General features: G+C 28.5%; 6 protein-coding genes. All 6 read right to left on the reverse strand.

Annotated elements, in window-relative coordinates; translation table 11 throughout:
* Positions 1–19: 19 nt before the first annotated feature.
* A complete protein-coding gene (gene nadA / locus OW730_RS22200) occupies positions 20–919 on the reverse strand; it encodes a quinolinate synthase NadA (RefSeq protein WP_271226237.1) in 900 nt (299 codons plus the stop codon).
* 363 nt (positions 920–1282) lie between these two features.
* Positions 1283–1462, reverse strand: a complete 180-nt coding sequence (locus OW730_RS22205; RefSeq protein ID WP_271226238.1) for a hypothetical protein — start codon at positions 1460–1462, stop codon at positions 1283–1285.
* Between the two features lies 1 nt (position 1463).
* Positions 1464–2765: a helix-turn-helix domain-containing protein gene (locus tag OW730_RS22210; RefSeq protein WP_271226239.1), complete on the reverse strand. Its 1302-nt coding sequence runs from the start codon at positions 2763–2765 to the stop codon at positions 1464–1466.
* A 513-nt stretch (positions 2766–3278) separates the two neighbouring features.
* Positions 3279–7760: an amino acid adenylation domain-containing protein gene (locus OW730_RS22215; RefSeq protein ID WP_271226240.1), complete on the reverse strand. Its 4482-nt coding sequence runs from the start codon at positions 7758–7760 to the stop codon at positions 3279–3281.
* Between the two features lie 158 nt (positions 7761–7918).
* Positions 7919–10996, reverse strand: a complete 3078-nt coding sequence (locus OW730_RS22220) for a cyclic peptide export ABC transporter (protein WP_271226241.1) — start codon at positions 10994–10996, stop codon at positions 7919–7921.
* Between the two features lie 142 nt (positions 10997–11138).
* Complete coding sequence (locus tag OW730_RS22225; RefSeq protein ID WP_271226242.1) at positions 11139–15062, reverse strand: amino acid adenylation domain-containing protein; 3924 nt, start codon at positions 15060–15062, stop codon at positions 11139–11141.
* Positions 15063–15083: the final 21 nt, after the last annotated feature.

The raw sequence follows: 15083 nt of genomic DNA on the forward strand, positions 1-15083 counted from the left end.
CTGAAAAATTATTACTCCACTACTCAGCTAAAGAATGCATCTTCTCCAATGATTTGACAGCTCTTTGAGAGAGTTCCTCTTGGATTATAATCTCATTCTTCTCATCTTTTAAGCATGTGTATACATCCTCAAGTGTTGTAATCTTCATATTGTCACACACCATAGGTAATTCATGAAATAACTTGTTTGGATTTTTCTTCTTAAGTTCATGAAGTATTCCCACATCGGTTACAATTATAAACTCATCATATTCATTGTCTGTTGCATAGTTTAAAATCCCGCTCGTACTTCCAATATAATCGGCTAAATCTCTAACTTCTTTCCTGCACTCTGGATGAACTAATACCTTCGCTTCTGGATATTTCTCTTTCATCTCAGTAACATCCTCTGGTTTTATATTGTTATGAATACAACAGCATCCATCCCACAGGATAAACTCCTTCTCAGGGAACTTATCACTAATGTATCCTCCAAGATTTCTATCTGGCACGAAAAGAATCTTCTTTTCTTTAATGTTACCTATTATCTTCTCAGCACTTGATGAAGTTACACAAGTATATGAAATCCCCTTAAGTTCTGTTGAACAGTTTATATAACTTACAAGCACTCCATCTTTATGCTCTTCAACCAATTCTTTAACCTTATCTAAATCCACTCTTCTTGCCATTCCACATGTTGCTCCCTCATTAGGGAAAAGCACCTTCTTCTCAGGTGAAAGTAACTTTGCACTCTCAGCCATAAATTTAACTCCACAGAAAACTATAATATTACCTTCTGCCTCTTTCCCCTTCTTGCTCAGGTAATATGAATCCCCTACATAATCAGCAATCTCCTGTATTTCTGGCAGTGTGTAGTAATGAGCAAGAATTATTGCCCCTTTCTCATCTTTTAACCTTTTAATCTCTTTAACAATATCCATATATATTAACCTCCAAGTTACTCTTCATTTTGTAGGTGTATATACACCTGTGTATACTTTATTATATATTATCACTATAGAGTAGGTATTAGCAATATATTATTTACATATTTCATTGGTACATTTTTATATAAATATTTAACCTATTCATATAAGCAAGGTTACATGTAATAATTTCTTTAAGAAATTTTTAAATCACCTAAAAAATAAAAAATAGACAGTATAACTATCTTTTTTAGAATTTCTTGAAAAATTCTAAAAAAGATAGTTATACTGTCCTCAAAACTCATATCTCCATGTGCCTAATTTTTCTTTTATCGCTTCTGTAATTAAATTGAAAGGTATATATTCCTTTCAATTTAATTAAGATACACGATTTTTTACTATGCTATATGATTCTGGTTCACAATCTCCTGGCTCAATTCCAGCAAAATGAATTTGTTTTTTTTCTTCACTCCTTGTAGTAATATTCCCACTTAGAGTATTCACTATCATGATACCTAATAACACTACAATTGTACCTTTTATAATTTTTTTAAACATTTTAACTTCCCCTTTCAACTATTTCTATTATTTTATTAATTTTTTCCCTATCTTCTTCGGAATGTTTTGAATTAACTGAAAATTTTAACAATAATAATAATATCTCAGTATTATTGTTTAGAACAATCTCTTCATTGTTTATAATTTCATCTAAGTATTCAGAAAAATTTTCACCTATTTTATTCTCTTGTAATAGTTCATAAATATTATTTAGACTATACATAAACATCTCACCATCTTTAAACTTACTTGAGATTTCAATAGCATACTTAAAGCATTTTTTTGCATAACTTATTTCTTTTTTTTCAAGTTTTAACTTTGCTAATAAAATTAAAGAATATATAGATTTTTGTTGATTATCTTCAAATTTTATAGATAAGCATTTATTTAAAAAAACTTCTACTTTATCTTTATCTCCTAGTTTTTCATATATTGTAGCTATATTATAATTTATAAGATAATTATCTGGGTTATCTTTGTATAAGTTATTATAAATTTTTAAGGCTTTATCATACTCTTTATTATCTATATAATTGGCGCCTAGCTGCATATTAAGTTTCAAATTAAGTCTTTCACTTGCGCTTCCTAAACTTATAGCTTCTTTAATATAAATAATACTCTTTTTGAAATCCTTTATTTTATTAAACACCAAACTGATATTGAATAATATTTTTATATACTCTTCTGTATCGTTCATATTATTAAAATTGTACATTTTTTTAGCTTTTTCATAACTTTCAATAGCTTTTTCATACTTATTTATTTTTAAAAAGCAAGTACCTATTTTTTTTAATATATTAACCTCTTTTATTAAATATTGATCATACTCAAAATCTTTTAGATATTCGTTATATAATTGAATCGCTTTCAAATATTCTTTTTTATTATAATAATTTTCAGCAATAATTATTTTAACTTTCTTCTCAAGATCATTAAAGTCATATCTTTTTATAGTGTCAATCAAAGTTTCATAATCGAAAAGGTCACATTCTAATGTTTTACTTAGATTAATTTTTTCTATCGTATCTTTAAAACAACTGTAAACTCTCTCTTTTTCAGTTTTTAATAGTTCATCTACTGTAATATCAACTTTTATTTTCTTTTCTTTAGCAATCTCTGTTATTTTTTCAACCAAGTATACTGCACATTTATACGGCGGAACCCTCTTACCCGATTCTAATGTTTGTATATAACCTCTTGTATACTTTTCACCTGCTAACTCTTTCTGAGTAATCTTTAAAATCTTTCTATAATACTTAATCGGTGATTTTATTTTTTCTTCGTTATCAATATAATTTATCATACTTAAGCACACCCCTATTGTATATCATTTTTTTACATAAATACATAACATTATATAAAAAACATTATTTTGTAACTATTATTTTATTACTTTCTTATAGATATGTAAACATTTTCGACTTAACCTTACATTTTTTTATGTTGCATTTTTCATATAAAGTAACTTACTGTTAATATTCAACACTTATGTCATCCATTGTGTATACTCAATTAATGAGATTATTAATTTAATAAATAATGCTTTCTGTGTTTTTTGTCCTCATACTTTATCAATTCATTTACAACCCCCTACTTAAAATTTTTATGTAAAATAAAATTTTACCCAAAAATAAAAAACTTGTAACCAAATCAATCCTTAAGTTATTTTTTTTTTTTAACATGTTCATTAAAAACATTTTAATCACCAAAAAGAGTAGTTCATAATTTTTTGAACTACTCTTTATCTATCAAATACTATTAAACACAAATATTTTTCTTTTCTTCTAACTTAAATTTTCTGTATTTATCATATAATTTATCCAAGTAACATATCTAAGTCCTCTTGGGAAATATCTACTGCAACAAAATCAGAAGGAGTATACTCCTTATCATCTTTACTAGAACAATGATTCAATATTTCTTTAATTTTTTCAACATAGCACTCAATAAACTCTTCTATTGTCTCATTTCTAAATTTATTTTTACTGAATGTTACCTTTATACTAAGTTTTTCATGTAGAATCATAGCATTAATATCAATCAAAGCTGTCAAATGATTTTCTTCTCCTACTTCATTTCCAGAATCAAGATTTAAAATTTCAAATGCGTTATTATTAACTATGTTGTCAAATTCCCCTAAATAATTAAATCTTATTTGCTGATTATTATATTTAGTAAATTCACCTTTTAAATATTTAAGGATACTAAAGTCAAATCCTTTATTAGGTATATTCCTGAGCTGTTCTTTAATAGATTTTATATTTCCCTGAATTTCTTCTTGTGTAACATTAATAATTGCAGGATACATACTAGTAAACCATCCAATTGTTCTAGAAACATCAATTTCTTCATTTATAACTTCTCTACCATGTCTTTCTAATTCAATAATAATATCTTCTTGACCTGTTAACTCCTTAATTGTCATTACCAATGCAGCTATTAAAGCTTCATTTAAGTCCATTCCATATATTTCATTAACCTTTAATGAAAGTTCTTGTGTTAATTCTTCATCAATTACTCTCTCCAAAGTTAAAGAGCTTTTTACAGAACTCTCTCCTAAATCATGATCAATTGGATACGTAAATTTCTTTTCTTTTTCTTTATTCCAATACTCTTTTTCATTTTTATTTATATCATTTACATAATCATTAAGTTTGATTGACCATTCTTTAAATGAATGTGTTTTTAAAGGCAGCTTTACTTCTTCATTTGCTTTTATTTGTTCAATCACAGTTCCAAAGTCATCTAGTAATATTCTCCATGAGACTCCATCTACAATTAAGTGATGGGCAGTAAATAAAATAGTTTGTCCAACCTCACCCCTGTTAAAAATACATACTTTAATCAGTACATCTTTTTGAATATCAAAACTTGCTTTAATTTTACTTCCAATTTCTTTTATTTTACCTTCCTGTTCATTTGAAGAGTATTGAGATATATTATACTCTTCGATAATAATTCTATTGTTTAAATACTCATTATTATAGAATAGCTCTTTTTTATCTTTATTGTAATTTAACCGTAAAATATCATGATGCTCTATTAATTTTTTCATTGCCTTTTCAATCTCAACGCTGTTTAATTTCTCTTTACACTCTAATAAGACTGATTGATTGTAATAATTTTCATTAATAAAGTTTTGTGAGAAAAACCATTCAGTAATTGGAGTCTTCATTATATTTCCTGATTGAACTTCCTGATCAATTATTATATTTTCACTAATTATCTCAATTGATGCAGCTATCTCCTCAATTGCATCTTGTGAAAGAATATCTTTGACTTTTATTTCTAACCCCATGTTTTTTAGCTTTGATGCAATCTGTATTGCCTTTATTGAATCTCCTCCAAGTTGATAAAAATTATCATTCATACTTATCTCATTAACACCTAAAATTTCTTGTAACACTTGAACTAGACTATCTTCTATATCATTTCTTGAACTAATAAATTCTTTTTCTATTTGATTACCTTCTGGGAGTTTCTTAATATCAACCTTTCCATTTGGTGTTAGTGGAAATTCCTTTAAATATATAAAATCAACTGGAATCATATATTTTGGAACAAAAGATACTAACCATTTTTTTAACTCTGAGTTATCTAATTCATTATCTCCTATTAAATACGCGTATAATACTTTATCTCCATTTTTGTTTTTCTTATCTATTACAAGAGCTTCATCAATATATTCATTTTCTAATAGATACTCTTCTATTTCTCCAAGCTCTATACGGTGTCCTCTTATCTTAACCTGATTATCGCTTCTACCAGCATATTCAATTATACCATTTTTTAAATATCTTCCTTTATCTCCAGTCTTGTACATTCTTGCCTCTTCAACAAAAGGATTATTTATAAACCGTTCCTCTGTTAACTCTTCTCTATTCAGATACCCTCTAGCAACTCCATCTCCTGAAACATACATTTCTCCAATTGCCCCTTCAGGAATTGCCTTTAAATTTTTATCTAATAGATATATTTGAACATTATCAGCAGGAATACCAATTGGAACTGAAGCATTTGTATCTGTTAATGGGTTATATTCATGTATCATACATCCAACCACTGTTTCAGTGGGACCGTATTCATTTAAAATCTCTATATTAGAGTTAAAGCTCTCATAAATCTCTTTAGCTAAACTGGATTTAAGATTTTCTCCCCCTACAATGAACCTTCTAATTATTGATTCACTGTTATCCATATCTTTAAGTAAAGTCAAATGTGATGGTGTTAATTTAACAACTGTGACTTTATTATCCTTAAGTATCTTATATAAAATAAACTCATTTCCATCATCATGGTAAATACAAATTGTATTTCCAGATATTAAGGGAGTAAATATTGAGGTTACAGTAAGGTCAAATGATATAGATGAATACAAGGCAAAGATATCATCCTTATCTTTTAAATACATTTTCTTAGCCCACCATATATAATTAACTAAACCTCTTTGTTCAATCATAACTCCCTTTGGCTTTCCTGTTGATCCTGAAGTATAAATAATATAAGCCAAATCTTCTGGACTAGCTACCAGCCCCAAATTTTCATTCTTTTCTGAATTATCAATATATATTTCATAATTATTTAAGTCCAAGATCTTCCCTTGAAACCTAACATGGGTACTAATACTTATATTAGTCAAAAGCAATGAAGTCCCAGAATCCTCTAGCATATACATAATTCTCTCAGTAGGATATGCAGGGTCTATAGGAATATACGCTCCCCCTGCTCTCATAACTCCTAAAATTCCAATAACCAATTCAATTGAATGATTAGCCATTATTCCAACAATACTTCCTTTTGCTACATGATTTTTTCTTAAATATTGAGCCATTTGATTTACACGTTTATTTAATTCTCTGTAAGTAAGATTTTCATTACCAAAAATAACTGCAATTTTATCTGGTGTTTCTCTTACTTGCTGCTCAAATAACTGATTTACAGTCTTATCCTTGGGATATTCTGATTTTGTTGAATTAAAATTATATACTCTCTCATTAATTTCTTCATCATCCAATAATCCTAGATTTTTTATTCTTTCATCTTTATTATTCAATATCTCACATGCTATATTCATCATATATTTATACATGTTTGAAATATAATCACTTGAATACTCACTTGTTTTATAATCAAAGCTAAGAGTAATCCTTTCATCATTATCCCATTCTTTAATTATTAATTGAAGGGAATAACTTTGATTACCACAATAATACTCTTCCAACTGAACTGGTAACCCGTTAATTTTATTATTATTCTTAGAGTTATAATAATTTACACACATTTTAAATAACCCATCGTATCCCTTTTTAGCTAATTCTAGATCATTTACCAAAATATCATAAGGGTATTTTTGATTATAAAAACATGCTTTCAGCTGAGAATTTACTGTATCGATGAATTCCTCTATAGTCATATTTTCATCTATATTGATTCTGAAAGGCATAGTACTTGTATACATTCCCACTGTATTTTTTTCTTTTTTCCCTGATCTATTTAAGACTGGTGTACCAATAACTATATCATCTTCCTGTGTCATCTTATTTAAATATATAAGCATTGAAGATATAAATAATGTATTTAGTGAACAACCTTCTTCTTTTATAAATCTTTTAATTTTATAAGATAGTTCCTTATCCACATTATATGTCTTACGTTTTCCATCAAGATTGCTACCCCCATCATAAAGAAAGCTTTCTGGCAAATCACTAAATTTATCATTCCAGAATTCTTTATTCTTTTTAAATCTATCAGACTCTAAATATTTCTTTTCACGTTCAATGTAATCCATATAAGAATATTCATTTGAACAATTAGGGTTGTTTCCATTTACTAAGTCATTATAAATCTCACATATTTGATTTTGTATGATGTTTATTGACCATCCATCTGCAATAATATGATGAATATTTAATAAGATTCCACCCTCTTTTTCATTGGTCTTAAAAATTGCAAAATAATACAACTGACTATCTTCTATTTGGAACCTCTTCTTAAAAACCTCTTCTGTCCAAGCATTGAATTTTTCTTGTGAATTTTTAACTATGTTAAAATCAAGTACATCTATTCTTTCTTTTTTATAATCACTTACATATTGATAAGGTATTCCATCTTTTTCTGTAAACCTTATTCGCAATCCATCATTAATTTGAATTACTCTGTTAATCGTATCTTCTAGTATTTTATAATCAATATCTCCACTAATCTTCAAACATCCACCAAGATTATGAAAATTTGAACCCGTATTAATTTTTTCTATGTACCAAATCCTTTTTTGAGGATGTGATAAATTATAATACATAATATCCCCCCATTGACGTATACTTACTATAATTTTATACAATCATTCATTTATAATTGGAGTGGTTTTTCTTTATAGAAAGAAAAATGTACCATCAATTTAAATCAAATTTTGTGGTACATTTTCTTATAGAGAATCCCTAGTGAAACCTAAATCCACTAAGACAACAATAATTCACCCATCTCCATCTTAATAGAGCTATCACAAGCATCAAAATAATTATCATCATGAGTTATTGCTATAACACACTTGCCTCGTTGTTTTAAATCTGGTAAAAGCTCTCTGTAGAAAAATCTTCTAAACTCTGGGTCTTGATCTGCTGCCCATTCATCAAATAAGTATATTGGTCTATCTTCCAGATAAGTTATAAGTAGAGCCAGTCTCTTTCTTTGACCTGTTGATAAATTGATTGTGCTAAATTGGTTGTTTTCAATTTTAACTTTTTCATCCATTCCTAGTTTCTTTAAATACTCTTTAATTCTTCCTTTTTCTTTTTCACAATCAATTCCATAAAGACTTTTAAATAAATGGAAATCACTGAATATAGCTGAATAATGTTGACTAATTACCTCATTTTTCAAACTACTATTATTTAATGTTATACTTCCTTTTGTGGGCTTATATAGTCCAGTAATCAATTTAGCTAAGGTTGATTTTCCACTTCCATTTCCACCAGTTACAAAAGTAATTTCGCCTGCTTTAAATTCAAAATTTATTGGCCCCACTTTAAAATTACTTTCCTCTTCTTCATCATTCTCATATTCAAATTCCAAATCATTTAATCTCAAATCAACTCTATCATGAATATTTAGATTTTTTTCATGTATCTCATGACCATCAATTGTCTTTATTTCTTCTAAAAACTTATTAATTCTCTTTAAACTTATATTTATTTGGACTGCTTCTGGTATAGCATTTAAAACTCCATGTACTGGACCTGTCATGAACAGTAATATAAATACATAAGTACCTAAAGTCCCGCTATCAATATTTTTAATAATCAATGGGAAAATGAACACTACTCCACCAATAGCAAGAGTGAACAATAATTCTCCAACTACAAATAAATTTGCAAAAGCTAAGTTTGCCTTAGAACGCTTTATTTTATAGTCATTACATGTGCTGTTCATATCTTCTTCAAATTCATTTTTCTTACCAATGTTTAGTGTGAGTTCTTTAAATCCAGCAGTTAAATCATTAATAAATCTAAAAAATGCATTTTGGACATCTCTAGCTTCTTCCCAAATTTTATTCGCATATCTCCCTACAAGGAAATAAATTGTAGCTATTATAAGGATTATTGATACAGATAAAAGTAATCCTTGCCAGCTGATAATAGCTAAATATAAACAGCAGAACAGTAAAGTTACAATTCCAGTTACACCATTAACTACAACGTTCCCTATATTACTTACTCTTTCTGTATCATTATTTAATATTGCATGTACTCTACCATCTTCTATCTTCTCATATTCATCAAATGGAGCTTTCAAGATTTTATTTGTTATATCTACCCGTTTATTATAGACCATATCATTTATATATTTTATTAAGTTAACTCTCACCAATCTTTGACCATAAACATATAGTACTATTCCTAAAATAAAGTATACACCAATATTTAATATATTAACTTTGTTTCCTAGCGCTAAATTGATTGATAATATTATAAGTGAATTACCAAAACCACTTACTATGCTAAGAACAACTAACTCTAGTAAGGATTTATCATTACTCTTTCTATATATTCCCCTTAATAAGAACACTAGATATAAAACACTTAAATCTAATACTATTGATAAAGCTGCAATTTTTACAGTTATTGGAGACCAAACAAGCATAAATCTCCAGTTTGATATTCCCATAAAAGCTCTAGGAATCAGATAAATACAATAATATACAAAACTCATAAATACTACTGAAATAACAAAAGCTAATATACCTTTTTTAGTGATTTTATTCTTTTTTCTTTTCTTTTGAATTATTTCTATAATTGTCTTTACTACTAATCCAGCCATAGCCACAAAAAGTATAGCCATAACTATTATCAGTACACTTGCGTATAAATCTGTAGTTTTATTAAAATCATTTACTTTACTTTTAGGTGTTTCATTTTTTAGAATATCTTTTATTCCCCAGGCAATATTCTGAATGTATTGAGAATTTACGTTTCCTAATACTGTTATTCCCATATTCTTGTTTGGATCTAATATTATAAATGAAGAATAATTTGGATTATTTCCTCCATGATAAATTATTTGATCGGAGTACTGGTCTATCATCCATCCTCCTGCATAAATTGACTTATTATTAAAAAACTCTCTTTCTTCACTTATTTCATGAGATTTATTTACTACATTTTTTGTAACTTGATCTCTACCCACAACTCCTAGTTGAATCTTCATCCATTTAGCCATGTCAATTGTACTTGAAATGATATATCCTGCTGGAGTATTTCCTCTATACTCGGGGGCATCATATTGTGTAGATTTAAAAAAGTTATGTTTATATCCTTGAGTTAACTTTTCCTTAGCTTCTTCTCTATACAAATAAGTATTGTTTAACTCAAGGGGTTTCAATACATTCCTTTTGATATATTCTTGATATCTAATTCCTGTAACTTTTTCAATTACTAACCCTAACACATCATAATTAATAGTTGCATAATTAAAATTAGTTCCTGGCTCAGTTTCTAATTCAATCCCTTTTAAATTCTCTACTGTATTTTCCAATGCCTCATTAGAATCAGAGATTGGAATATCATAGATTGTACTATACGGAATTCCACTAGTATGATACATAAATTGTTCTAATGTTACATCTACTTTCTTATTATCAAAATATAAGTCTAACCAAGGAATATATTTATTTATTGAATCATCAAGTTCTAATAATCCCTCTTCTTGAAGCTTTAAAATTCCAAATGCTGTGAAGGCTTTTGAATTTGATCCTATTTCAAATAGGGAATCTGGAGTAACCTCTTCTTTTTTCTTAACATCTGCGTATCCAAACCCCTTTTGATAAACGGTTTCATCCTCCTGGACTATAACAATAGATAATCCTGGAATATCTCCATCTTTCATTTGTTCATCAATAAACTCTTGAATTTTCTTATCTTCTTCTTTTGTAATCTTATTTATCTCATTATTAACAGCTTGACCAACGACCTTTATTGGATTTAGTATCACCATAGTCATTAGTAAGAATGATACCATAAAGCATTTCAATTTGTTCATAATTAACCTCTTTTCATTATTTATTAAATATAGAGAATCCATTGTAAAAAATAATTTATACTTGTTACAAAATTTTGATTCATCAATAAGTTATGGACTCATATAAATTAATTTTTTTTGTTGGAGTCTCTATATCATATTATTATTTACTTAATGTTTCTCTTATTTGGTCCGCTACTTCATATACATTAGGATACTCAAATACTGTAAAGTGGTCTCCTGGAACTACAGACAAACTCACATCTCCAAAAGTCATCTTATTCCAGTCTTCTTCAGTGAATCTTGGATGTACACTTTCCTGTGCCTTCATAACATATATTGGAGCATTTATTATATTCATTATTGGAAATGTATTATCACATACATAAGCAATATTCTCTCTAATTGAAGTCTCATTTTGAACCTCATGTTCTAAAAGTTTCTTATCCTCTTCTTTATCTAAAATTACTCTCTTATCATTAGTATGAGTATTCTTACTTAATTTTTTCACATATTTAAGTGGTTTTGATGCATATGACCTTATCTTCATATACTTTAAAGCGTTCTCATAAAAAAATACATCCTCATCCAGCATGATTAACTTTTCTACTACTTCACCTTCTTCTTCTAATCTTCTTGTTATTTCATAAACCAATCTCGTTCCATAGCAATATCCGCCCATAAGATATGGTCCGTGAGGTTGTACACATTTTAACTCGTTAATATATTCAGTAACCATTTCATCTACATTCTTAGGCAATGCACATGGTTCAATCAAACCTCTTGCCTGTATTCCGTAAAAGTTGCAGTCTTCATCAAGTAACTTTGCAAGCTCTTTGTATGCATAAACATCTCCATCTCTACCATGTACAAAGAAAAGGTTTCTCTTTTCAGTAGTTTCACTATTTAATCTCACAACGCACTTAAGTTTATTCAGAATACTGTCCTTATAAATGCTGCTTGCTATTGCTTCAATAGTTGGATTTAAAAACATCTCGCTTATAGAAATATTTATATTAAGTTCTTTATTTATCAAACTAATAATTTTAATAATATTTATAGAGTTTCCTCCAATTTCAAAGAAATTATGATTAACTCCAATTTCCTCTACTTTAAGTACCTCTTTCCAAATTCTAACTAAGGCTTCTTCTATCTCATTTGAAGGTGGTACATATTCTGTTTCATGAGTAATATGACCTTCACTATTAACAAGAGCTTCTCTATCTACTTTTCCATTTGAAGTAAGAGGAATTTTATCAATCTTTACAAAATGTGATGGTATCATATAACTTGGAAGTTCCTTAGATAAGTGAGCTTTAAGCACCTTAATTGTGGTTTCATCTTCTATGGATACATAGGCACATAAGTATGTATCCCCACTTGCTGCATTATTTACTGTTACCACTGCTTGATGTACTGATTCATGCTTTAAAAGTTGCTTTTCTATTTCTTCAAGCTCAATTCTATATCCTCTTATCTTAACTTGATTGTCTGCTCTTCCTAGGAATTCTATTTCACCATTTTGTAACCACCTTCCCAAATCTCCAGTTCTATACATTCTTTCACTACCATCACTGTTAAGATTGGTATCCTTAAATGGATTAATCTTAAATCTTTGATCTGTTAATTCAGGTTTATTAAAATATCCTCTTCCTACTCCGCTACCAGCAATATAAAGTTCACCTACAACTCCTACTGGCTGTAATTGGTTATCCTGTCCAAGTATATAAATACTTGTATTAGCTATAGGTTTACCTATGCTTACATTACTACATTCTATTGCATCATTCATTGAAGCCCAAACTGTTGCTTCAGTTGGCCCATACAAATTATATATTTTTGCTTTAGTGAGTCCCCTTAACTCTTGAAATATTTCCTTTGGAAGCGCTTCTCCACCAATCATAATTTCTCTAACATCTTCCAAGCACTGAACACTCTTATCATCATTCATCAACATTTTTGCTCTTGAAGGAGTTAATGCAACCATATCAATTTTATTTTTTGTGATAAGTTTATATAGCTCTCTAGTATCCTTTTGCTGATTCATATTTGCAATTACCATTTTCAATCCCTTAATTGGAGGCAATAATATTTCTGGTATGGACATATCAAATGCTGCACTAGCCAATGCCAATATACTTTTTCCCTCAGAAAAATCAATTTTTTCACTCATACCTTTAATTAGATTATCTACTGATCTATGCTCTATCATTACTCCTTTTGGCTTTCCAGTGGAACCAGATGTATATATGATATATGCTAAATTTTCAGGCTTACATATTAATTCAAGATTATTTGTTTCCCCTTGTAAATCTTGATTATTATCGATATAAACACTCTCTACCATAATCTCAGAAAATTTTTCAATTACTTTTTTCTGTGTTACCATCAAGTTAACTTTACTATCTTCAATAATATACTTTATTCTTCCACTAGGATATTCCGGATCTATAGGAAGGTAAGCTCCTCCAGCTTTTAAGATTCCCATAATTCCAATCATCATTTCTAAGGAACGCTCCATCATGATTGCAACTACACTATCTGATTTAACACCCTTTTTTCTCAATATTCTTGCAACTTGATTTGCTTTATTATTTAACTCTCTATATGTTAAATGTGTATCATTATAAACTACTGCTATTTCATCTGGTGTCCTTTCCACCTGCTCTTCAAACAGCTGTGGAAGTGTTCTATCTAATAGATATTCTCTTTGAGTATTGTTAAATTCCCTTAAAATTTGTTGTTTTTCCTTATCATCTATTATTTCAATTTCTTCTATACCTATTTGTGGATCTCTTATTACAGATTTAATTATATTTTTCATATGACACTCAATTTTCTTAATATCTTCATCTCTGAATGCATTTGAATTATAAAGCATTTTTACTAATAATTCTTCATCTTCTGAAACGATTAAATTTAAATCATAATTTATCTGCTCAAAGATTTCCATATGCTCCATTTTGAAATCTATATCTCCATTAGATGAATCCTTAATTTCTTTATCTACTGGATAATTCTCAAATACAACAATATTATTTATAAGATCTCTATTTAATTTTGAAAGAGATTGTATCTCTGATAGAGAAAAATACTCAAATGAACAGGATGAAACCACACTTTCCTGCAATTTTTTTACAACATCATTAAATCTCTCATGACTTTTAGTTTTTACTCTTATTGGAATAGTATTTATGAAGAGTCCCACCATATTCTCTATCCCTGTAACTTCTGGGGGTCTTCCAGAAATAACTGCTCCGTAGACCACATCATCAACATTGTTATATCTTTGAAGTAGTATACCCCATATTGCCTGGAAAACCGTATTCAATGTTACCTTACAGTCTTTTGCTACCCTTTCCATGCCTCCAAGCAATTCACTATCAAGAGTGAAAGCATTCACTTTTCTATTATATTCATTCTTAGAATTTGATGAATTATGCCCTAAAGGGAGAGCCTGTTTCTGGTAACCTTCAAGATATTTTTCCCAATGCTTTTTAGCCATCTCTTTATCTTGATTTTGTATCCATTCTATATATGTGCTGTAAGGATATATATTTTCAAGATTTATAGGGTTACCATTTTTTAATCCTTGGTAAATTCTCATTAAATCTTTAAAGATAATTCCAAGACACCAACCATCCATAAGTATATGGTGCCAACTCCATATCAATTTATAATTTTCATTATCTGTTTTAAATATTGTAACTCTTATTAAATTATCTTTTGTTAAATCAAAACCCCTCTCCTTATCTTGTTCTTTAAACTTTTCAATATTCAAAAGCTTTTCACTTTCATCAAGGTTGGATATATCTTGAAAGTTAATCTTTACTTCCTTTTCTTTAAATACTACTTGTTTTGGTTCCTGTATCTTCTGATAAACAAAATTTGTTCTTAAGATTTCGTGCCTTTTGATAAGTAAGTTAAGACTTTTTTCGAAAATCTCAATATTAATATTTCCCTTTAAATGTAATTCTGCCTGTTCAAAATACATTTTACTATCATTATCCTTTAAATAATGAAACAACATTCCTAACTGCATAGGTGATAGTGAATATATTTTCTCAAACTTTTGTTTTGTATCCATTTTTTCGTACCCCCATTGAAT

It is taken from the genome of Oceanirhabdus sp. W0125-5, from assembly GCF_027938815.1.
In the GTDB taxonomy this organism is placed as follows: domain Bacteria; phylum Bacillota; class Clostridia; order Clostridiales; family Clostridiaceae; genus Oceanirhabdus.